Origin of the sequence: Streptomyces sp. NPDC059816, assembly GCF_042732055.1 — a bacterium.
Taxonomy (GTDB): Bacteria; Actinomycetota; Actinomycetes; order Streptomycetales; family Streptomycetaceae; genus Streptomyces.
In genome coordinates this window covers 1-20495 of the sequence record NZ_JBHWIQ010000050.1, presented here as the reverse complement: position 1 = coordinate 20495, position 20495 = coordinate 1, and the positions used below count along the sequence as shown (strand labels likewise).

The 20495-nt window shown below is 72.3% G+C and carries 20 protein-coding genes and 1 pseudogene; 11 read left to right on the top strand and 10 right to left on the bottom strand.

Annotation, left to right across the window (positions count from 1 at the left end):
* Complete coding sequence (locus ACFV88_RS35310) at positions 1–714, bottom strand: endonuclease V (protein WP_385496301.1); 714 nt, start codon at positions 712–714, stop codon at positions 1–3.
* Between the two features lie 93 nt (positions 715–807).
* On the opposite strand from ACFV88_RS35310, the gene ACFV88_RS35305 reads away from it, so the two are divergent.
* From ACFV88_RS35305 to ACFV88_RS35295, 3 genes are all read left to right on the top strand, one after another.
* Positions 808–1107 (top strand): YciI family protein, encoded by a 300-nt coding sequence (locus ACFV88_RS35305; protein ID WP_385496299.1) that lies wholly within the window; start codon positions 808–810, stop codon positions 1105–1107.
* 172 nt (positions 1108–1279) lie between these two features.
* Positions 1280–1696, top strand: coding sequence for an SsgA family sporulation/cell division regulator (locus tag ACFV88_RS35300; RefSeq protein ID WP_385496298.1), 417 nt, complete (start codon positions 1280–1282; stop codon positions 1694–1696).
* 150 nt (positions 1697–1846) lie between these two features.
* On the top strand, positions 1847–2458 hold the full coding sequence (locus ACFV88_RS35295; protein ID WP_385496297.1) for a dihydrofolate reductase family protein: 612 nt from the start codon (positions 1847–1849) through the stop codon (positions 2456–2458).
* Positions 2459–2499: 41 nt separating this feature from the next.
* Here ACFV88_RS35295 and ACFV88_RS35290 read toward each other — a convergent pair whose 3' ends face one another.
* Together ACFV88_RS35290 and ACFV88_RS35285 are read right to left on the bottom strand one after the other, a co-directional pair.
* Positions 2500–4149: a purine-cytosine permease family protein gene (locus ACFV88_RS35290; protein WP_385496296.1), complete on the bottom strand. Its 1650-nt coding sequence runs from the start codon at positions 4147–4149 to the stop codon at positions 2500–2502.
* 265 nt (positions 4150–4414) lie between these two features.
* Entirely contained in the window at positions 4415–5221 is an 807-nt protein-coding gene (locus ACFV88_RS35285) for a YoaK family protein (protein WP_385496295.1), read from the bottom strand.
* A 163-nt stretch (positions 5222–5384) separates the two neighbouring features.
* Here ACFV88_RS35285 and ACFV88_RS35280 point away from each other — a divergent pair, with 163 nt between their 5' ends.
* The 3 genes from ACFV88_RS35280 to ACFV88_RS35270 all read left to right on the top strand — a co-directional run bounded on the left by ACFV88_RS35280 (position 5385) and on the right by ACFV88_RS35270 (position 8492).
* Positions 5385–5879: a RidA family protein gene (locus ACFV88_RS35280; RefSeq protein WP_385496293.1), complete on the top strand. Its 495-nt coding sequence runs from the start codon at positions 5385–5387 to the stop codon at positions 5877–5879.
* Between the two features lie 126 nt (positions 5880–6005).
* Positions 6006–6752, top strand: coding sequence for a FadR/GntR family transcriptional regulator (locus ACFV88_RS35275; RefSeq protein ID WP_385496292.1), 747 nt, complete (start codon positions 6006–6008; stop codon positions 6750–6752).
* 105 nt (positions 6753–6857) lie between these two features.
* The gene (locus tag ACFV88_RS35270) at positions 6858–8492 is read left to right on the top strand and encodes a gamma-glutamyltransferase family protein (RefSeq protein ID WP_385496291.1); all 1635 of its coding nucleotides are present in this window, start codon (positions 6858–6860) and stop codon (positions 8490–8492) included.
* 20 nt (positions 8493–8512) lie between these two features.
* Here ACFV88_RS35270 and ACFV88_RS35265 read toward each other — a convergent pair whose 3' ends face one another.
* Both ACFV88_RS35265 and ACFV88_RS35260 read right to left on the bottom strand, forming a co-directional pair.
* Complete coding sequence (locus tag ACFV88_RS35265) at positions 8513–9397, bottom strand: isocitrate lyase/phosphoenolpyruvate mutase family protein (protein ID WP_385496289.1); 885 nt, start codon at positions 9395–9397, stop codon at positions 8513–8515.
* 49 nt (positions 9398–9446) lie between these two features.
* Complete coding sequence (locus tag ACFV88_RS35260; protein WP_385496288.1) at positions 9447–10115, bottom strand: GPP34 family phosphoprotein; 669 nt, start codon at positions 10113–10115, stop codon at positions 9447–9449.
* A 414-nt stretch (positions 10116–10529) separates the two neighbouring features.
* On the opposite strand from ACFV88_RS35260, the gene ACFV88_RS35255 reads away from it, so the two are divergent.
* From ACFV88_RS35255 to ACFV88_RS35235, 5 genes are all read left to right on the top strand, one after another.
* Entirely contained in the window at positions 10530–12179 is a 1650-nt protein-coding gene (locus tag ACFV88_RS35255; RefSeq protein WP_385496287.1) for an ABC-F family ATP-binding cassette domain-containing protein, read from the top strand.
* A gap of 10 nt (positions 12180–12189) precedes the next feature.
* Positions 12190–14523 (top strand): ATP-binding cassette domain-containing protein, encoded by a 2334-nt coding sequence (locus ACFV88_RS35250; protein ID WP_385496286.1) that lies wholly within the window; start codon positions 12190–12192, stop codon positions 14521–14523.
* Positions 14524–14830: 307 nt separating this feature from the next.
* Positions 14831–15607, top strand: a complete 777-nt coding sequence (ddaH, locus tag ACFV88_RS35245) for a dimethylargininase (protein WP_385496285.1) — start codon at positions 14831–14833, stop codon at positions 15605–15607.
* 179 nt (positions 15608–15786) lie between these two features.
* A complete protein-coding gene (locus ACFV88_RS35240; RefSeq protein WP_385496283.1) occupies positions 15787–16758 on the top strand; it encodes an acyl-ACP desaturase in 972 nt (323 codons plus the stop codon).
* A 127-nt stretch (positions 16759–16885) separates the two neighbouring features.
* On the top strand, positions 16886–17134 hold the full coding sequence (locus tag ACFV88_RS35235; RefSeq protein ID WP_385496282.1) for a WhiB family transcriptional regulator: 249 nt from the start codon (positions 16886–16888) through the stop codon (positions 17132–17134).
* Positions 17135–17150: 16 nt separating this feature from the next.
* Here ACFV88_RS35235 and ACFV88_RS35230 read toward each other — a convergent pair whose 3' ends face one another.
* The 5 genes and pseudogenes from ACFV88_RS35230 to ACFV88_RS35210 form a co-directional block, all read right to left on the bottom strand.
* Positions 17151–17588 carry a cupredoxin domain-containing protein gene (locus tag ACFV88_RS35230; RefSeq protein WP_385496281.1) on the bottom strand — a complete coding sequence of 146 codons (438 nt, stop codon included), beginning with the start codon at positions 17586–17588 and terminating at the stop codon, positions 17151–17153.
* A 160-nt stretch (positions 17589–17748) separates the two neighbouring features.
* Complete coding sequence (locus ACFV88_RS35225; RefSeq protein WP_385496280.1) at positions 17749–18102, bottom strand: hypothetical protein; 354 nt, start codon at positions 18100–18102, stop codon at positions 17749–17751.
* A 185-nt stretch (positions 18103–18287) separates the two neighbouring features.
* On the bottom strand, positions 18288–19328 hold the full coding sequence (ligD, locus tag ACFV88_RS35220) for a non-homologous end-joining DNA ligase (protein ID WP_385496279.1): 1041 nt from the start codon (positions 19326–19328) through the stop codon (positions 18288–18290).
* 166 nt (positions 19329–19494) lie between these two features.
* Positions 19495–20232 carry a sporulation protein gene (locus tag ACFV88_RS35215; RefSeq protein ID WP_385496278.1) on the bottom strand — a complete coding sequence of 246 codons (738 nt, stop codon included), beginning with the start codon at positions 20230–20232 and terminating at the stop codon, positions 19495–19497.
* Between the two features lie 116 nt (positions 20233–20348).
* Positions 20349–20495: pseudogene (locus tag ACFV88_RS35210) on the bottom strand (ABC transporter permease); the annotation flags it as partial.

The following is a 20495-nucleotide window of genomic DNA, read 5'->3' as shown; positions in this document are numbered from 1 at the left end:
TCACGACCCGGCGGTGCGGGCGGCCAGGGCGCGGCGGCAGAGCGAGTCGGCCCGGCGGGTGGTCTCCGGGAGGCGGTAGCGCGGGGCCAGGGCCAAGGTGTGGGCGAGCGCCGTCGGCAGGTCCACCCGGTGGCCGACGGAGACGTACACCGGTTTGACACCGGGCTGGGTCCGCAGGGCCGCCCCGACCTGTTCGGCGCCCGCGAGCAGCGGCGCGGACGAGCCGCGGGGCCGGTCCGGGTCCTCGTGGGTGAAGGTGAACGGGTTCTTGGCGACGCCGATCGTGGGGAGTCCGGTGAGCACCCCGAGGTGGCTCGCCAGTCCGAAGCGGCGGGGGTGCGCGAGACCGTAGCCGTCGCACACCACGAGACCCGGGTCGGTGGGCAGGGCGGCCAGCGCCGCGAGGACGGTGGGGAGCTCCCGGAACGCCAACAACCCCGGCACGTAGGGGAAGGAGACCGTTCCCACCGCCGTGGCCTGGGCCACGACCTCCAGGGTCGCGCAGTCGAGGACCACGGCCGCGGCGACCACCGTGTCCTGGGTGTCGTCGTACGCCACGTCCACCCCGGTCGCCCGACCGGTGCCGGGCGCCGGGCCCGCCTCGTCCCGCACGACCAGCGCCCGCAACTCGTCCTGGACGGCGCGCGCCCGCTCCTGGGTCGTGGGCCAGTCGGCGGGCAACTCGGCGGGCTGGGGCAGCGGTACGGAGTTCATGGTGGGACGAGCGTACGGTTCCGGCCGCGCACGAACACCACAAGGCCCCTCCCCCCGCCGTCCGCTGGGTGATCGAGGGATAGGATTTCGGTCATGTTCGTTCTGGAACTGACCTACACCGCCCCGGTCGAGGCCGTGGACGCGGAGATGGCTGCGCACCTCGCGTGGTTGGACGCGCTGTACGCCTCCGGGGTGATCATCGCCTCGGGCCGCAAGCAGCCGCGCGACGGCGGGGTGCTGCTCGCGGTCGGCGACGACCGCGGGGCGATCGAGGCGCTGGCCGCGACCGATCCGTTCGTGACGGCCGGGACCTGTGCGTACCGCATCACGGAGTTCGTCGCGACCAGGACCGCCCCCGCCCTCGCCGGGTACCGTCAGCCGGCGCCGTACTGACCCGGCCCGAACCCGCCCGGTGGCCCGCGGACCGGGCAGAACCGTGACCGAAGTCACGGGCCCCCGGATAGACGTGAGGGGCGGTTCGACCGTCTGTAGGAGTGTCCGGGTCTTCGGCGGGGCCGGTCACGTCCGCCGGCCGACCGCCCCCGCCGCCACGAGGGAGCAGGCGTTGTCCATCGTCATCGAGCAAGCCGTGGAGGCGCGCTTGGTCGCCGCCGCGCCCCGCATGGCCACCATCCCCGCCGTGCTGCGCTACGAACAGGCCGACCCGTTCGCGGTCCGGATGACGTTTCCCGCCCCCGCCACACTGGAGGGCGTGGACGTGTGCTGGACGTTCTCACGGGAGCTGCTCGCCTCGGGGATGGAGGAGGCCGTGGGTCAGGGCGACGTGCGGGTGCGCCCGTACGGGTACGACCGTACGGTGATGGAGTTCCACGCTCCCGAAGGCACGGCCATCGTGCACCTGCTCAGCGGTGACCTGCGGAAGTTCCTCAGCCGGACGGACGGCTTGGTGGCCCGCGGACTCGAACACCTGCACCTCGATCTCGATGCGGACCTCGCGCAGTTGATGCGCGACGCCTGCTGACGGACCTCGCCACGGACCTCGCTGCGCCCCCGTTCGCCAGGTGCGGGCGGGGACGGCCGGGTGAGTGGGGAGGGGGAAGAATCCGGCGGGTGCCACGGTTACGTCACGCATCGACGACACCGTAGGCAACTCCCGGAAGGCACCGTCACCATGGGCATCGTCACCGCGAACCTCGCCGTATCGCTCGACGGATTCACCGCGGGTCCGCAGCAGAGCCTTGAACACCCCTTCGGCACCGGGGCCGATGCGCTCACGGCCTGGCTGTTCGAGACCGGGGAACCCGGACGCGAACAGGACGCGAAGCTGCTGTCCACCCTGCACGAGAACACCGGCGCCCACATCATGGGGCGCAACATGTTCAGCCCCGGCCGAGGCGCCTGGGACGAGGACTGGACGGGGTGGTGGGGGCCGGAACCGCCTTACCACACACCCGTGTTCGTGCTGACGCACCACGAACGGGAGCCGCTGGAGATGGCCGGCGGCACCACGTTCCACTTCGTGACGGACGGCATCCACTCGGCCCTGGAGCGGGCGCGGGCCGCGGCCGGCGACCGGGACGTGGAGATCGCCGGGGGCGCGGCGACGGTGCGCCAGTACCTGGCGGCAGGACTGCTCGACGAGTTGCTGCTGCATCTCGCGCCCGTCGCGATCGGCGCGGGTGAGCGCCTGTTCGAGGGACTGGGCGACCTGTCCCTCGAACAGAGCGAAGTGATCGCTTCGCCCACGGTCACGCATCTGCGCTACCGGGTGCCGCGCACCTGAACGCCCTGCGGGGTCCGGCGCACCGGACCCCGCGGGGTCGGTCACTTGCGGGCGAACTCCTCGCGGTTCGCGTCCCCGGTGGTCGGCCCGGCCAGTGCCGCCGCGGCCTCGGCCAGCACCGCCCTGCGGAAGTCCCGACTGCGGCCCGCGCAGTCCGCGCAGATCGCGGGACTGCCCTCGGCCGAGGGGTCGCGGTCCATCTCGACCGCGATGTAGGAGTGGTCGCAGCGGTGGCAGCGGATCCGGGCCTCCCAGATGTCGTCCACCTCGTCGCGCGGGTCCGAGCCGCGGGCCAGCACCGGCGAACGGGTCACGCGCAGGGCCAGCGCGTAGAGGCCGATGCTGAGCACGAAGGTGAGCGGTGAGGACCAGGTCGTGCCGAACGTGCCGGTGAACTCCAGCACCAGGATGCCGGTCAGGGAGGACACCAGCCACACCACGGCACCCGGGGCGAAGGTGACGACGCGGCCGGGGCGGAACTCCGGGAGGCCGTCCCGGTCCCCGCTGCGGTGCAGGGCCAGGTGCGTGAGCATGATGCCGACCCAGCCCACCACGAACGCGCCCTGCCAGGCCAGCGCCGTCAACACGTAGCTGAGCACGTCCGTGAGCATGATCAGGTACGTGACCACGCTGGCCAGCGCGAGGGCCGCCACCCGCGGCACCCTGAGGTGGAAGAGACGGGCGACCGTGGCCTCCAGGTTGGTCGACGCCACGTAGTAGTTGGCGGTGTTGATGCGGGACTGGGTCAGCCAGACGACGCCGAGCCCCCACGCCCCCATCAGCGCCACGATGGTGTCACCGATGGCCGTCTCGGTCGGCGCTCCGACGGCACCGGCCGCCAGGACCAGGAAGATGCCGATCAGCCCGTTGACGAAGTACACGAAGAAGTAGAAGACCGGGCCGAAGGTGACGACGCTGTGGAAGCCGGCGTCTTCGGGCTTGCCGAAGCGGCCGAAGTCCATCGTGTACATCATGAAGACGAACACGCCCATGTAGACGAAGAACGCGTACAGCCAGCCTGGGGCACCGAGGTCGGGGACCAGGTCGGGCGTGTGGGTGAGCCAGCCGGAGGGCTTGTACTCCCGCACGGCGAGGATGATCACGATGATCAGCCCGGTCCAGTACAGCGGCAGCAGGGCGCCGTTGAACTTGTCGAGCCAGCGGCGCACCCCGCCGATCGCCATGGGGACGTTGCTCAGGATCGAGATGGCGTACCAGACCTCGATCGTCAACGACCCGGTGTAGGCGTGCAGCGCGTGGGCGATGACGGAGCCCTCGAACACCGCGTAGTAGATCGCGGTGGCGGCCAGGACGAGGGGGGCGAGGACCGACCCGAGGGACCCGAACACGCGTTGTGAGATCAGGGCCACCGTCAGACCGGTGCGGGCGGCGTAGCGGGAGAAGACGTAGTTGACGGTGCCGAACACGGCGACGGCGAGCAGGATGCCGATCAGGGTGTCGACGGTGCCCACGGTCACGGCCAGGGTGGCGGCGGTGACCAGGTAGAACATGCCACTGACCAGCGCGTACCAGGCTATGGTCAGGGACAGTCGGCCGCTGCGCCAGGTCAGCGGGACGATGTGGGTGGAGTAGTCCTCGTTGGCGGCTTCCTTGACGACCCTGGGGTCGTCCTCGAAGGACACCTCCAGGGGGGCGAGGGGGGCGGAGACGTCCGGGCGTGGAGAGGTCACGGGGAGTCCTAGGGGAACGGCCGCCTGGGGGGAGAGCGGGGCGGGGCGCGGGCGCGGCGCACGGGCGGGGCGAACCGGCGGGGGCGGGTTCGGGCTCGGCCCGTGCGGGGAGCGGCGACGCGCGGGGCGGCTTGGTCGGCCCTGAGGCCCTCCGGCAGGGTGGCCTCGTGCGGCCCAACGTGGTTGCCGTCACCCCGTCTTGTCAACGGTCTCGTCGGGGTATCCGCCTCAGACAACGGAAATCATCGGTTGGATCATTGATTTGCTACGGATTTCGTTGAACGTGATGCAGTCGGGCACCCAGGGCCAGGGTCATGGCGACCAGGAGCGGGGGAATCGCGGCGGCGGCCGTCGCCGAGTGCCGCAGCACCAGCGCTCCGGCCAGGGCGCCCACCACCAGGGCGAGGAGCACGGCGAGCCGACGGGGGATGTGGGCCGTCGAGCCGTGCGCCACGGACTCGGCGACCGCGGTGAGGGTCCCGGTGACGAAGGTGGTGGTGATCCCGGCGAGCGCGACCCGCCGGGCGCACGCCGTCTGCACCCCCATCGCCAGTGCCGACAGGCTGACGAGGCCGACGTCCGCGACCTCTCCGGGCCTGCCGTCGACGGCGGCCCAGCCGGCGAGGAACACCAGCTGGCAGCCCAGGCTGACGGCGAGGGCCGCGGTGATCCGGCGCGGCCACACCGCGCCGGCGGGCAGGTCGCGGGTCATCAGGAAGGCCAGCACCAGGCCGGCGGTGAAGGCCACGGTGGCGGCGGCGGCACGGGCGACGTGCAGGTCGACGCCGTGCGAGCCGGCGATGCCGAGCAGGACCAGGTTGCCGGTCATGTTGGCGGTGAAGACCCCGCCGAGCCCGAGGTAGGCCAGGGCGTCGGTGGCTCCGGCGGCGACGGTCAGCAGGAGCGGGAGGGTGTCCGCGAGCCGCCGGGCGCCGGGGGTCAGGCGGCCGGCGCCGGAGCCCGCGGCAGCTGCCGGCGGGGCGGGGGCCGCATCCGGCGCGGCCGGTCCGGCACCGGGGCCCGTGGGCTGCGGGCGGGGGTCCTCGGGGTGGTCGGCTGACTGGTTTCGCATCGTGCCGTTCCTCGGGATCTGGGGCCGTGCGCCGGCACGTCACCGGCGGTCACGGGGGTTGACAGGGGGAAGAGCGTGACCAAACAATAAGCCCACTTGGTCGGACCATCTGACTATCTCGGCCCACCGGCAGGGCCACCGCGATCCCGAAGGCACCATCCACATGGCTCAGACTGATCCCGAGACCCGCGTCCGCGAACTGGGGCTCGTCATCCCCGACTTCGCCGCCCGGCCCTACTACGGCGCCGACTACGGGTCGATGAAGCCCCACCACATCAGCGGCAACCTGCTCTTCCTCGGGGGCCACACCGCGGACGACGCGGACGGCAACGTCCGCCACCCCGGGCGGCTCGGCGCCGACGTGACCGTCGAGCAGGGCTACGAGGCGGCCCGGCTGACCGCACTCAACTGCCTGGGCGGCATCCGGCTCGCCCTCGGCTCCCTCAACCGGGTGCAGTCCCTTGTACGCTCACTGTGCTTCGTCGTCAGCACCCCGGAGTTCGAGGACGTGCACAAGGTGTCCTCGGGCGCGACGGACCTCTTCCGGGACGTCTTCGGGCCCGAGGCGGGGCTCGGCGGTCGCGCCACCATCGGCGTGATGAGCCTGGCCCGTCGCAGTTGCTTCGAGAACTGGCTCACGGTCGAGATCGACGACTGACCGGCCGCTCCACGGCTGTCGCGTCCCGTCGCCCGGCGGACGCGCGGCCGTGGGACCGGCACCCACCGCCCGGGCACGGCGGCGCCCGACCGGCGCCGCCCGGCCCCCGACCCGAAAGGCCCTTCGGTGTCCGTCGACTGGACCCTCATCGCTCCCGAGGCCGCCCTCGGCCCCGACCGGCTCGCCGGACGCCTCCAGGGCCTCATCGAGGAGGGGCGGCTCCCCCCGGGCACCCGCATCCCCGCCGAGCGCGAACTCGCCGAACGACTCCGCATCTCCCGGGCGTCCGTCCGCGAGGCACTGCGCGAGCTGGAACTGCGCGGACTGGTCGACCGCAAGCCCGGCCGGGGCACCATCGTCACCGGTACCACCCGCCCCGACCTGCACGCCCGTCAGCTCGGTGACATGGACGACGCGGCCCGGCTGGTGCACGAGGTCATGGACCTGCGCTCCGCCGTGGAACCCCCCGTCGCCGCGCGCGCGGCCGTCCGCGCCACCGACGGCGACCTGCAACACCTCGCCGCCCTGCTGTCCCGGGCCGAGTCGGAACGGGACCGCGACAACCTGGCCGCCCTCGTCGAACTCGACGGCGCGTTCCACGTGGCCGTGGCGAAGGCCGCCCACAACCCCATGCTCACCCGGCTCCTCGAAGCCACCAACGAGTGGGTCGGCCCCTCCCGGGACCCCCAGTACCAGTCCAGGGAACGGCTCCTCGCCTCGCTGCGCGCCCACCGTCGCATCCTCGCCGCGCTGATCAGCCACGACAGCGAGGCCGCGGCCCAGGCCATGGCCGACCACCTCAACGAGGTGCAGGGAATGATCATCGACACGCTGGGGCTGGACGGCCACGGGCCCGCGGCGCCCGGAGCCTGACCCCACGGCGCTCCCGGCCCGGCCCCGTCCCCCCGGTCATCCGTCCAGGTGGCCCGCCCCGCTCCCCGGCGGTCGGGTCACCGCCCCCTCAGGAAAGCCACCCTCATGCCCGTCGCCTCCCCGCTCCCGCCCCGCTCCTGCGCCGCGTCCGCCGGCCCCGGCGCCACCGCCCCCTACGGGCTCGCCGCCCCGCACGCCCTGGCCACCGAGGCCGGCGCCGCCGCACGACGGGCCGGCGGCAACGCCGTCGACGCCGCACTCGCCGCGGCCATCGCGCTCACCGTCGTCTACCCGCACCAGTGCGCCGTCGGCGGCGACCTGATCGCCTTGGTCGCCCTGCCCGACGGGCGGGTCGTCTCCGTCAACGGCAGCGGCGCAGCCGCGGCTGCGGCCGACCCGGCCGCCGTGCCCGGCACCCGGATGCCGGTGACCGGGGCGCTCACGGTGACCGTCCCCGGAGTCGTCGCCGGCTGGGCCACCCTGCACGAACTCGCCGGACGACTGCCCTGGGAGCGACTGTTCACCGACGCCGTCGCCCATGCCCGGGACGGGGTGCCGACCGCGCCCGGCGTCGCCACCGCACTGCGCGCGGAAGCCGCACTGCTCGGGGACGATCCCGGCATGCGGGCGGTGTTCTTCCCGGACGGCGCTCCGCTCGCCGAGGGCGCACCGATGCGACAGCCCGCCCTGGCCGACTCGCTCGCCCGCATCGCCGCCGAGGGGCCGGCGGCGCTGTACCGGGGAACGCTCGGCGCCCGGCTGGTGGACCTGCTGCGCGGCAAGGGCTCAGCGCTCACCCGCGAGGACCTGGAGCGGCACGTCACCGAGACCGACGAGCCCCTGTCCGCCGACTTCCACGGCGAGGAGTACCTCACCGCGCCGCCCAACTCACAGGGGCTGCACCTGCTCCAGGCCCTGGGCGTCCTGGAGCGACTGCCCCGCGACGTCCAACTCCTGGGCTCCGACGCCGATCTGACGGCCCGGGTGTTCGACGCGATCACCCGGGACCGGGAGCGGTACCTGGCCGACCCCCGCCAGGTGGACGTCCCCGTGGCGGAGTTGCTGGGCGCTGCACGGCTCGACGAGATCGCCGAGCAGGTGCAGCGGGCTCCCCGGCCCAGTCCGTCCGGGGTTCTTGGGGCGCGCCGCAACGAGGCCGCGCGGCCCAGTGGCGACACCGTCGCCGTGGTCGCGGCGGACGGCGAGGGGTACGCGGTGTCGCTGATCCAGAGCCTGTTCCACAGTTTCGGGTCCGGCATCCTCGATCCGGCGACCGGGATCGTCCTGCACAACCGCGGCTCGTTCTTCGACCTCGCCCCCGGCGCACCGAACCGGCTGGCCGGCGGGAAGCGGCCCGCCCACACCCTGATGCCGGTGCTGACCCGGCTCGACGGGGTGGTGACCGGCGCCCACGGAACGATGGGAGGCAAGGCCCAACCGCAGATCCACGCCCAGTTGGCGCTGCGCATCGCCGCGGGCGACCGACCGACCGAGGCCCTTCGGCGGCCCCGGTGGGTCATCGGGGGCCTCGGCGTGGACGAACCGGCGCAGGTGGCGTCCGTGGAGGGCGCGGTGCCCGAGGAGGTCACGGCCGCACTGGCCCGCAGCTACCAGGTGGTGGTCTGCGCCGAGCAGGACGAGCAGGTCGGGCACGGGCAACTCGTCCGCCGCAGCGCCTCGGGGGCCGGGTTCGAGGCGGGTACGGACCCGCGCAGCGACGGGTCCGTGAGCGTGGTCTGACCTCGTCCGCGGAGCCTGCGCTACCCCTCCTCGTCCGGGTGGCCGAGGAGGGCGTCGGCCTCCGCGTAGGGAAGGGCGTCGGCCAGGAAGCCGTACGTGCCCGCGGTGAGTGCTTCTGCGGCGGCGCGCCGGGTGAGGGTGTGGGCCGCGCGGGCCAGGCCGGACCCCAGGGTGACCCGGGCCACCCCGAGGGCGGCCAGTTCGGGGACGGCGGGGAGCCCCGGGCCCGCCAGCACGTTGAACGGTGCGTCGGTTCCCGCCACCAGGGCGCGGATCTCCTCGGGGGCGCGCACCCCCGGGACGAAGATGCCGTCGGCGCCGGCGTCGATGTACGCCGCGGCCCGTTCGAGGGTCCCGGCCAGCCGGGCGGACGGCTCCCCGACGCCCTTCCAGTACGTGTCGGTCCGGGCGTTGACGAACACCGGGACCCCCGCCGCGTCAGCCGCGGCGCGGGCGGCCCGGATGCGTTCCACCTGCTCCTCGATGTCCCGCAGCGGCCCCGCTCCGTCGGCATCGGCGACGCCGTCCTCGATGTTGACGCCGACGGCGCCGGCGGCCAGCGCCACCCGGATCGTGGTGGCGATCCCGTCGACCGCGGACGCGTAGCCGCCCTCGATGTCGGCGGTGAGCGGCAGGTCGACGGCGGCGGCGATCCGGGCCACCTCGTCGAGCGCCCGGTCGCGGTCGAGCCGTTCGCCGTCGGGCACCCCTAGGCTCCAGGCGATCCCGGCGCTGGTGGTGGCGATGGCCGCGGCCCCGGAGGAGGCGACCAGACGGGCGCTCGCCGGGTCCCAGACATTGGGCAGCACCACGGGCCGCCCCGGTACGTGCAGCGCCCGCAAGGCCGTGGCCTGGGCGACGGGGTCCGCGGCCCGGTCCGCCGCCTGTTCGGTCTCATTGGTCATGGCACAGAATCAAACACGCCACGGACCCCGGTGCACAGCCCTTGCGGATTCAACTGCTGGTGACCGCGACGGAGGTGACGGCGACGGCGAGCGCCGCCTGCATCTCCCGGATCGCCTTGCCGAGCGCCGGGGTCACCGCGCCGCTGCGTGCGGTGAGGGCGTCGACCCGGACCTTGTGGGTACGGCGTTCCTTGCTGGAGGAGAAGGTGCGCACCTCGGCCGCGACGGCGAGGGCGACCACGGCCGCGTCCCGGTCACCGACCTCGTCGACCGGCTCGGGCCCGGTCAGCGCGGCCCGCGCGTCCGTCCGCAGGGCGCTCACCACCGGAATCCGTTCCAAGGTGTAGTCGACCGAGGGGAAGACGCCGAGGACGCGCTTGCGCCCGACGCCGAGGTACCCCTCGGCGACGAGTTGTTCGCGCACGGCGTCGAGGGTGACGCGGGTGCGCGAGGTGACCCAGGACTTCCACTTGCGGGGCCTGGACTCCGCGATGAGTTCGAGGAGCCCGTCGAGCACCGTGTCACCGGTACGGACGTCCGGATCGGTGACCCGGACCACTCCCTCCTCGTCGATGAGGAGGCCGCGCTGCGCCAGTTCGGTGAGGGCCCCGGCTCTGACCAGGTGGGGCAACTGGCTGGCACCAGTGACCCTGAGCCTGGTCGTGTCCCAGGAGAGCAGGTAGAGCCGAGCAGGCAGCGAAAGCGAGCCGTGGGGCACGGAGTTCCTCCAGGACGGCGAGAGGGAGGTGAAGAGGAGGGGAGCCGTCCGCTACCACGATAAAGGCTCACCTCAACCCCTTGACTCCGACGAGTCGCCGTGTATGATTATCGTCGACTTGTCGCCGCCGATGGGAGAAGGACGTTGCTCTACTGAGGTCTCTGGGACACCGCGTCATACAGCTCGATCGTTCCCACTAGTTCCACTAGTTGCTGTATGCGTCGTGTGCGACCTCGGTGCTTGAGCCGTCCGCCCCTGCGAGGCAGTCGGGCCGTCCCCTTCCCGGGAGGCCTCCTCCGTTCCCTTTCGAGGTGAATGCGAGCCCTCCCCCGGCGTTGCCCTCCCGCACCCCCCGGTCCGCTCCTCCGTGTCCCCCGCGCTGCCCTGCACGCCACCAGCATCCGGGAGGCCCCCATGTCTACGTCGCACCCTTCTCGCACCCCGTCCCTCACGCTGTCCTCGGTGTCCTTCGACTGGCCGGACGGAACTCCCGTCTTCGACGAGCTCCAGACGACCTTCGCAGCGGGACGCACCGGCCTGATCGGCGTCAACGGGTCAGGCAAGTCAACCCTGTTGAAGCTGATCGCGGGCGCACTGCACCCCGTGCGGGGCACCGTGCGCGTGGAGGGCGAGATCGGCTACCTGCCGCAGACGGTCACCCTCGACACCGACTCACGGGTGGACGAGGTCCTGGGCATCGCCGCAACACGGGCCGCGTTGCACGCCGTCGAGGCGGGCGAGGCGACCGAGGAGAACTTCACGGCCGTCGGTGACGACTGGGACGTGGAGGAACGCGCGCTCGCCACGCTCGGCCAACTGGGCCTCGGCCACGTCGACCTCGACCGCACCGTGGGCGAAGTGTCCGGAGGGGAATCGGTGTTGCTGCGGCTCGCCGCGCTCCTGCTGGAGCGCCCCGACGTCCTGCTGTTGGACGAGCCGACGAACAACCTCGACCTGTACGCGCGCCGCCGGCTGTACGCGGCCGTGCGCGCCTGGTCCGGGGTGCTCGTCGTGGTCAGCCACGACCGTGAACTGCTGGACCTGGTCGACCAGATCGCCGACCTGCGGGACGGCGAACTCGTCTGGTACGGAGGGAACTACAGCGCCTACGAACAGGCCCTGGCCGTGGAACAGGAGGCCGCCGAACGGATGGTGCGGGTCGCCGAGACCGACCTGCGCCGCCAGAAGCGCGAACTGGCCGACGCACACGTGAAATTGGCACGGCGCAAGCGTTACGGACAGAAGATGTGGGACACCAAGCGCGAACCGAAGGTGGTGATGGGTGAACGCAAGCGCACCGCTCAGGTCGCGGCGGGCAAGCACCGCATCATGCACGAGGAGAAGCTCGCCGAAGCCAGGGAACGACTGGACGAGGCCGCCGAGGCCGTCCGGTCCGACGACGAGATCCGCGTCGACCTCCCGCACACCTCACTACCGCCGGGCCGCACGGCCCTGACCCTGCGGAACCTGGAGTTGCGGTACGGCGCCCGGGCCCCGGGCGAGTGGTGGGTGCGCGGGCCGGAGCGGATCGCCCTGGTGGGCCGCAACGGTGCGGGCAAGTCCACCCTGCTGCGGACCCTCGCGGGCGAGTTGGCGCCGGTGGGCGGAGAGGCGGTGGCCCAGGTGCCGCTGCGGTTCCTCCCGCAGCGCGTCGACCTGCTGGACGAGACGGCGACCGTCGCCGAGAACGTGGCGCGGTTCGCCCCCGGGGCCACGAACACCATGATCAGGAGTCGGCTGGCGCGCTTCCTCTTCCGGGGTTCGCGGGCCGACCGGGTTGTATCGACCCTGTCCGGCGGCGAACGGTTCCGGGCGACGCTCGCAGCGCTGATGTGGGGGGAACCGGCACCACAACTGCTGATGCTGGACGAACCGACGAACAACCTCGACATGGCGAGCGTACGACAGCTCACCGGTGCACTGGACTCCTACGAGGGGGCGCTGATCGTGGCCAGCCACGACCTGCCGTTCCTGGAGTCACTGGGGATCACCCGGTGGCTGGAGTTCGGGCCCGAGGGCGAACTGCGGGAAATCACGTCAGAAGCTGTCGGGTATTCCGCCTAGCTTCACCGGCATGAACCCTGCCAAGCACGCGTCCTCCCGGGAGTCCGACCGGCTCCCGGGAGAGCGCGACATCGTCATCTCCGGGGCCCGCGAGAACAACCTCCGAGGCGTCGACCTGCGCATCCCGAAGGGCAAGCTCACCGTCTTCACCGGCGTCTCCGGATCGGGGAAGTCCTCCGTCGTGTTCGGCACGATCGCCGTGGAGTCCCAACGGCAGCTCAACGAGACCTACACCGCGTACCTCCGCAACCGACTGCCCACGTACGAACGCCCGCGCGCCGACGCCATCGAGGACCTGTCGCCGGCGATCGTGGTCGACCAACGACCGGTGGGCGGGAACTCGCGCTCCACCGTCGGCACGATGACGGAGATCTGGTCGATCCTGCGGGTCCTGTTCTCGCGGCACGGCGAACCCAGCGCCGGACCGGCCACCGCCTACTCGTTCAACGACGCCGCCGGGATGTGCCCGGAGTGCGACGGGCTGGGCCGGACGGTCGGACCCGACTGGGACGCCGTACTGGACCCGTCCCGGTCGCTGGCGGACGGCGCCGTGCTGTTCCCGCCGTTCGCCGCGGGCACCTGGATGGGCGGCACGTACACCCACACCCCCGATCTGGACACCACCAAACCCGTCGGCCGGTTCACCGACGCCGAACGGGAGTTCCTGCTGCGCGGCGGACCCGGACGCCACCGGGTCCGGGTGGGCGCCGGCGAGCACAGCCACGAGATCGACTACGAGGGCCTCGCCGACCGGTTCGAGCGGCTCTACGTCAAACGGGACCTCTCCCGGCTCGGGGAGCGGACCCGGGAACTCGTCGGGCGCTTCCTCACCGCACGCCCGTGCCCGCAGTGCCGGGGCGCCCGGCTGAACCGGGCGGCGCTCGCGACCCGGGTGGCGGGCCGCTCCATCGCCGAGTTCGGGGCGATGGAGGTGTCCGAGGTGATCGGGGTGCTCGCCACCGTCGACGACCCGGTGGCCCGGACCGTCGCGGCGGCGGCCGTCACCGGCCTGGAACGGATCGAGGCGATCGGGCTCGGCTACCTGAGCCTGGACCGGGCGACGAGCACCCTCTCCGGGGGCGAGGGGCAACGCCTCAAGACGGTGCGTCACCTCGGCAGCAGTCTGACCGGGATGACGTACGTCTTCGACGAACCGAGCACGGGACTGCACCCCCGGGACGTGGGACGCCTCGGTGACCTGCTGCTGCGGTTGCGGGACAAGGGCAACACCGTGCTCGTGGTCGAGCACGACCCCGATGTCATCGCCCTCGCCGACCATGTGGTGGACATGGGGCCGGGCGGCGGTGCGGACGGCGGCCGGGTCGTGTTCGAGGGGAGTCCCGCGGAGCTGGTCCGCGCCGACACCCTGACCGGCCGGTGCCTGCGGGAGCGCTCGGGCCCCAAGGAGCGCCCCCGGGAGCGGACCGGCGGACTCTGGGTGCGCGGCGCCGCACTGCACAACCTGCGGGACGTCACCGTCGAGTTCCCCACCGGCGTCCTCACCGTGGTCACCGGTGTCGCCGGTTCCGGCAAGAGCACCCTGGTGTCCGGGGTGTTCGCCGCGGCCCACCCGGACGCCGTGGTGGTGGACCAGTCGGCCATCGGGATCTCCGGACGGTCGACCCCGGCGACCTATCTGGGGATCATGGACACGGTGCGCAGGATCTTCGCGCGGGAGACGGGCGCCGATCCGGGGCTGTTCAGCTTCAACTCGCGCGGCGCGTGCGAGAACTGTCAGGGGCGCGGGGTGATCCACACCGATCTGGCGTTCATGGACCCCGTCCGGACGACCTGCGCGGTGTGCGGCGGGCTGCGTTTCAAGGAGGAGGTACGGAAGCTGACCGTCGACGGGCGCTCGATCGTGGACGTCCTGGAGATGACCGCGGACGAAGGGCTCGACCACTTCACGGACCGGTCCGTGCGGCAACGGCTCCGGGCCCTGAGCGAGGTCGGCCTCACCTATCTGAGGCTCGGTCAGCCGCTGTCCACGCTGTCCGGCGGTGAGCGCCAGCGCATCAAGCTGGCGACGAGACTGCACCGCACGGGCGAGGTCTACGTGCTCGACGAACCGACGACGGGTCTGCACCTGGCGGACGTCGACCGGTTGGTGGGGATGTTGGACCGACTGGTCGACGGCGGCAACACGGTGATCGTGGTGGAGCACCACACGGCCGTCGTGAAGCGGGCCGACTGGGTCATCGACCTCGGTCCTGACGGCGGCAAGCACGGCGGGCACGTCGTCTTCGAGGGCACGCCGGCCGATCTGGTGCGGGCGGAGGGATCGTTGACCGGGGAGCACCTGCGCCGGGAGTCCGCGGGCACCCGGGTCGGCCCGACCTGCTGAGGGGGCGCGGCACGAGGAGGCGCGCGGGGCGCAGGGGGTAGTGCGGTCCCGTGGCGAACGCACGGCGCACAGGGGGTGCACGGCGGGTAGTGGGGCGCGCGGTGCACGGTGAGGAGCGCGGCCCGGCTCGAATCGGCCACCGTTCGTGCCGTAGGGCTGTTTTCCGTCGGGCGGACGGCTGCATGATGGCGCCCGAGCCGTCCGGGGTCGCGTCCCCGCCGCCCCTCCCGCGCGGCCCAACCGGGTCCGGGTCCGGCTCGGGAACCGCCCCGCCCGTGTCCGTGCCCGTGAAGCCGGAGGATCACCCGTGCCCAGCAAGAAGGCCCTCGTCCGCCGCCCCAGCCCCCGACTCGCCGAGGGGGTCGTGACCCGGCCCGCCCGAGCCGCCCTCGACGTCGCCCGGGCCGTCGAGCAGTGGGAGGCGTACGGCGAGGCGCTCCGGGCGCACGGCTGGCAGACCCTGGAGGTGGAGCCCGCCGACCACTGCCCCGACGCGGCGTTCGTGGAGGACACCGTGGTCGTGTTCCGCAACGTCGCGTTGATCGCCCGCCCCGGCACCGAGTCCCGCCGGCCGGAGACCGCGGGCGTCGAGGAGGCGGTGGCCCGGCTCGGCGCCTCCGTCAACTGGGTGTGGGAGCCCGGCACGCTGGACGGCGGCGACGTCCTCAAGGTCGGCGACACGCTGTACGTCGGACGGGGCGGGCGGACCAACGCCGCCGGGGTGCGCCAGCTGCGCGCGACGTTCGAGCCGCTCGGGGCGCGGGTCGTCGCGGTGCCCGTCAAACGGGTGCACCACCTCAAGTCGGCGGTGACCGCGCTGCCGGACGGAACCGTGATCGGGTACGAGCCGCTGGTCGACACGCCCGGGCTGTTCCCGGGATTCCTCCCCGTTCCCGAGGAGTCGGGGGCACAGGTGCTGCTGCTGGGCGGCGACCGGTTACTGATGGCGGCAAGCGCTCCCCGGTCCGCCGACCTGCTGGCGGACCTGGGCTGGGAACCCGTCCTGGTGGACCTCGGCGAGTTCGAGAAACGCGAAGGCCGTGTGACCTGCCTCTCAGTTCGGCTCCGGGAGCTGTACGACTGAGCCCGGCAACGGAGCGGGAGTCCCGTGATCAGGGGGCGATCCCACCCGTTCTTCCCACCCCGGGGCGATCGCCACCTTTACAGCGGGCTTAACCTACGGATTCGTAACCTACGGATACGTAGCCTACGTCTGCGTAGGTTACAGTTCCCCGGCACGTACTCCCCTCCCCAGGAGCCCCAGTGACGCTCACCTCTCCCCACCTCGGTAGCCCGTCCACCTGGACGGACGCCCGGCTGCTCCACGCGTTGGAGGAAGTGGTCGAGAAGGAGCTGAACCGCCACCTGAAGGTGACGAAGGACTGGATGCCCCACGAGTACGTGCCCTGGTCGGACGGGCGCAACTTCCCCGGCTTCTTCGAGGACGGCGAGGCGTGGGAGAAGGAGCAGTCCCAGGTCACCGAGATCGGGCGGATCGCCCTCGTCGTCAACCTGCTGACCGAGGACAACCTCCCCAGCTACCACCACGAAATAGCTTCTCTCTTCGGGCGGGACGGCGCCTGGGGCACCTGGGTGCACCGGTGGACCGCCGAGGAGGGCCGTCACGGCATCGTGATGCGCGACTACCTGCTCACCTCGCGCGCGGTGGACCCCGACAAGCTCGAAGCGTTCCGCATGTCGCACATGTCGGAGGGCTTCGAGTCGGACAACCGGCACTCGATGCTGCACTCCGTGGCGTACGTGGCGTTCCAGGAGTTGGCGACCCGGATCTCGCACCGCAACACCGGCCACCAGTCGGGGGACCCGGTCTGTGACCGCATGCTCGCGCGGATCGCGACCGACGAGAACCTGCACATGGTGTTCTACCGGAACCTCCTGAAGGCCGCCTTCGAGTTGGCGCCCGACCTCACGATGCAGGCCGTGCGGGACGTCGTCGTCGACTTCCGGATGCCCGGGCACGGGATCCCCGGGTTCGAACGGGCCGCCGCGCAGATGGCGATCGGCGAGGTCTACAACCTGCGGATCCACCATGACGACGTGCTCCAGCCGATCCTGCGGCACCTGAAGGTCCTGGAGATCGACGGGCTCGGTCCGGAGGGGCTCCAGGCCCAGGAGGAAATCGGCTTCTACATGGGCGGACTCGACTCGGAGGCCCGGAAGTTCGACGAGAAGCTCGCCGCGCGCAAGGCACGCATGGCCGCGCGCAAGGCGTGATCCACTCCCTTCGGCGGGGGTTCGGGACGGTCGTCCCGGACCCCCGCCGACGGTTGTTCGAGAGCGCGGGCCGGGCGATGAACAGGGCGTTGATCGTTCGTTTTTCCGCGGGCGGCACCATCACGGCATGCAGACTGACCGTGTCATCGAACAGGACGTCGCCTGGGACCGCGCCCTGTGCGCGCAGACGGGCTCGGAATTCTTCTTCCCGGAGCCCGGCAGCTCCGTGCGGGAGGCCAAGCGCATCTGCCGCATGTGCGACATGCGGGAGGCGTGCCTCCAGTACGCCCTGACCCACGACGAACGCTTCGGCGTCTGGGGCGGCCTCTCCGAGAAGGAACGATTGGACCTGCGCCGGGCCGCCGACTGGGGCTGACCGCACCCGAGCGGGGTCAGCGCACGACGAGGGTGCCCTTCATCGACGGGTGGATCGTGCAGGTGTACGGATAACGGCCGGCCTTGTCGGGGGCGGTGAAGGTGGCCGTCGCACCCGCGGCGATGTCCCCGGTGTCGAAGGACGCCGAGCCGGTGGCCGTCAGGGTGTGCGCCACCGAGTCCTCGTTGACCACCGTGACCTCCGCCCCGGGAGCCACTTCCGGTTCGGCCGGGACGAAGGCGAAGTCCCTGATCACCACGACCGTCCGACCGGCGGCCGGGGACGACACGGCCGGCGCACTGGTGGCCGAGGGGGACGGGCCCTCACCTCCGCCGCCGTTCGAACAGGCCGTGAGCTGGGTCAGCCACACCGCGGCGAGCAGTGCCGCCACGGACCGGTGCGGCAGCCTGCGGACGGTGGCGGCGGGCGGACGGCGCGGTGCGCTCTGGTACACGGGATCTCCCGGGGGCCGGCCACGGCCGGGCGGTGTCGCGCGGCCCGGACGGCAGGGCCGTCGGGCTCCACTAGACGCCCCGGCCGCACCACCGGCCACCGGGGCGACCCGTCCGGGTGACGGCCCGTGCTCGGGCCCGCCCGGGCTCCCGCGGGGCGGGTCAGCGCCAGAACACGACCGAGCGCAGTTCCAGGCGGTCGGTCGCGGGGCGGCCGTGCGGACGCAGGTCCCAGGTGTCGCCCGTGCACTGGGGGCCCTGGAAGACCGTGGCCCACTCGTCGGTGTTGTTCCAGGGCGCGAACGCGGGCGGGGAGGAGGCGGGGTCGGCGACCTCGGGCAGCGTGAGGCACTCGCCGCTCGGCGGATCGTGGAGGATGGCCGGCTGCGGCTGTCCGTCCGGGCCTCGGAAGCGGTACGCGAAGTCGCCGGAGGCCGCGGCGGCGGGTCCGGGCACGGCCAGCAGGAGGGTGAGGGAAGCCGCGGCAGCGGTCACGGCGGCGGTGCGCAGGCGCATGGGGGGGCCTTTCACGGGGGGAGACGGTCGCGATCAGCGAACGACGCTCACCCTAGGTCTCGCCCTCAGCGCATAAACGATTCCGCAGGGCTACTCGATCGTGTGGTTCGCGCTCCCCCGCCATGGGCGCCGACGCACCGGACCGCCCTCCGCGCCGGACGCCCTTCGCATCGGGCCCGTCGGGCTCAGGAGCCCTCGTCGTCCGTCGTGTCCCGCGCCCGGCTCGGCTGGACGCGCTTGGGTTCGCCGGGCATCTTCGGGTACTCCGGCGGGTAGGGCAGGTCACCGAGGCCGTGGTCGTGTTCGTCGCGCCGGGCCAACTCCAGCAGGGGTTCGAGCGAGAACCGGTGCTCGTCCATGTCCACGTGGACGTCGCCCAGCTCCGCGTACCGCACCGGCATGGTGGCCAGGTCGAAGTCCCGGGGGGCCACCTCGTCCACTTCCTCCCAGCGCAGTGGTGCGGATACCGGCGCGTGCGGGCGGGGGCGCACCGAGTAGGCGGAGGCGATCGTCCGGTCCCGGGCGGTCTGGTTGTAGTCGACGAAGATGCGGGTCCCGCGTTCCTCCTTCCACCAGGCGGTCGTCACCCGGCCGGGCATCCGGCGTTCGAGTTCCCGGCCGCAGGCGATGGCGCAGCGGCGCACCTGGGTGAAGGTCCAGCGCGGTTCGACGGGGACGAAGACGTGCAGCCCCCGCCCGCCCGAGGTCTTGGGCCAGCCCCGTAGGCCCAGCTCCTCCAGGACGGCCCGCAGTTCGTGGGCGACGGCCACCGCGTCCTTGAAGTCGGTGCCGGGCTGGGGGTCGAGGTCGAGTCGGAGTTCGTCGGGCCGGTCGGTGTCGTCACGGCGCACCGGCCAGGGGTGGAAGGTGAAGGTGCCGAACTGGGCGGCCCAGACGACCGCCGCGACCTCGGTGGGGCACATCTCGTCGGCGTAGCGCCCGCTGGGGAAGGTGATGTGGGCGCGGGGGATCCAGTCGGGGGTGTTCTTCGGTGCGCGCTTCTGGAAGAAGTGCTCGCCGTCCACGCCCTCGGGGTAGCGCTCCAGGGTGGTGGGGCGGTCGCGCAGGGCCCGCAGGATGCCGTCGCCCACGGCGATGTAGTACCGGGCGAGGTCCAGCTTGGTGAAGCCCCGCTCCGGGAAGTAGACCTTGTCGGGGCTGGACAGGCGTACGGTCCGCCCGCCGGCCTCCAGCTCGATCGGCTTGCCGTGGCTGCTCGCGCCCATGACCGTCACAGTAGGCGCGGGGCGAGGGGGCCGCACATCGGGGACCCCGTCGCCCGGAGTCGGTTTCCGCCCGGACGCGCCGCTCCCCCCGTCCCACCGGTGGGGCGGGGAACGAGGGGAGCGGGTCGGCCCGAGCACCGCGCGGTTCTGGCGGTGCGGGACCGGTTCAGCCGCCGAACTGTGCGCGCAGGTGCGCGTCCAGTCGGGCGGCGAGGGCGGCGTCCCGGGTGGAGTCGAAGGTGACGGTCAGCTGTTCGGCGTAGGAGCCGGGCCGTACGTCGATCTCGCCGTCCCTGGTCACCAGGTGCAGTTCGAGGTCGTCCTTGCCCCGGTACCAGCTCGGGAACTTCAGCTCGATCTCCTGCCACCAGCCCAACGTCTGCCGGGAGCCCTTCGAGCGGCCGAGCTTCACCTCGGTGTCCAGGTGCCGGAAGCCGATGTCCGTCATCGCCTTCAGCACGGCTTCCTGTTCGGGGAGCGCGTGCACCTCCACCACGTCCAGATCGCCCCGGTCGACCGCGTCGTCGATGGTGAGTTCGGTGCGGACGGCGCTGTACGCGCCGGTGAGCGCCCGACCGCCGCTGTGGGTGAGGGGCATCTCCCAGGGCAGTTCGAAGACCGCCTCCTTCTCGTACTTCTCACCGGCGGCGAGGGTGCGGGGCCCCTGGAAGGTGTGCACGGTGATCGGGCGGAGATAGCGGACCTCGTGCTCGCCGTCGGTCTCGAACCGCACCACCAACTCCACCGTGAGCTGCTGGAGCACCACCTCGGCCGCCCCGCCCTCCAGCATGACCCGGGCCGTCATCCGCTCACCGGGCCGGACCCTGGAGCGGTCCAGTTCGGTGGTGACCTCGGGCGGGTTGAGCCCGTTCGCCACCATCTTCAGGAATCTGCTGACCGCCATGTCGGTGCCCCCACCCTCGATGCATGCATTTCGGTCACTCTAGAGGGGGCAGGAGCGCCCCGGCGCGCCTGTGGCTGGCGGGAACTCGCCATCTGTTCGGGGTCGTTCGGTGGGGGTTACTTGGGGTCGTTGTTGTACTTGGCGGTGGCCCAGAGGTAGCCGAGGGTGGTGAGGGCGAGGGACCAGGCGAGGGTGAGCCATCCGTTGTGGCCGATTTCGGTGCCGAGGAGGAGTCCGCGGAGGGTTTCGATGGCGGGGGTGAA

What these genes read in the sequence shown, in the direction of transcription:
- ACFV88_RS35310 (WP_385496301.1), bottom strand. Translation starts at nt 714, where the DNA reads ATGAACTCCGTACCGCTGCCCCAGCCCGCCGAGTTGCCCGCCGACTGG.
- ACFV88_RS35305 (WP_385496299.1), top strand. Translation starts at nt 808, where the DNA reads ATGTTCGTTCTGGAACTGACCTACACCGCCCCGGTCGAGGCCGTGGAC.
- ACFV88_RS35295 (WP_385496297.1), top strand. Translation starts at nt 1,847, where the DNA reads ATGGGCATCGTCACCGCGAACCTCGCCGTATCGCTCGACGGATTCACC.
- ACFV88_RS35285 (WP_385496295.1), bottom strand. Translation starts at nt 5,221, where the DNA reads ATGCGAAACCAGTCAGCCGACCACCCCGAGGACCCCCGCCCGCAGCCC.
- ACFV88_RS35280 (WP_385496293.1), top strand. Translation starts at nt 5,385, where the DNA reads ATGGCTCAGACTGATCCCGAGACCCGCGTCCGCGAACTGGGGCTCGTC.
- ACFV88_RS35270 (WP_385496291.1), top strand. Translation starts at nt 6,858, where the DNA reads ATGCCCGTCGCCTCCCCGCTCCCGCCCCGCTCCTGCGCCGCGTCCGCC.
- ACFV88_RS35265 (WP_385496289.1), bottom strand. Translation starts at nt 9,397, where the DNA reads ATGACCAATGAGACCGAACAGGCGGCGGACCGGGCCGCGGACCCCGTC.
- ACFV88_RS35255 (WP_385496287.1), top strand. Translation starts at nt 10,530, where the DNA reads ATGTCTACGTCGCACCCTTCTCGCACCCCGTCCCTCACGCTGTCCTCG.
- ACFV88_RS35250 (WP_385496286.1), top strand. Translation starts at nt 12,190, where the DNA reads ATGAACCCTGCCAAGCACGCGTCCTCCCGGGAGTCCGACCGGCTCCCG.
- ACFV88_RS35235 (WP_385496282.1), top strand. Translation starts at nt 16,886, where the DNA reads ATGCAGACTGACCGTGTCATCGAACAGGACGTCGCCTGGGACCGCGCC.
- ACFV88_RS35225 (WP_385496280.1), bottom strand. Translation starts at nt 18,102, where the DNA reads ATGCGCCTGCGCACCGCCGCCGTGACCGCTGCCGCGGCTTCCCTCACC.
- ligD (WP_385496279.1), bottom strand. Translation starts at nt 19,328, where the DNA reads ATGGGCGCGAGCAGCCACGGCAAGCCGATCGAGCTGGAGGCCGGCGGG.
- ACFV88_RS35215 (WP_385496278.1), bottom strand. Translation starts at nt 20,232, where the DNA reads ATGGCGGTCAGCAGATTCCTGAAGATGGTGGCGAACGGGCTCAACCCG.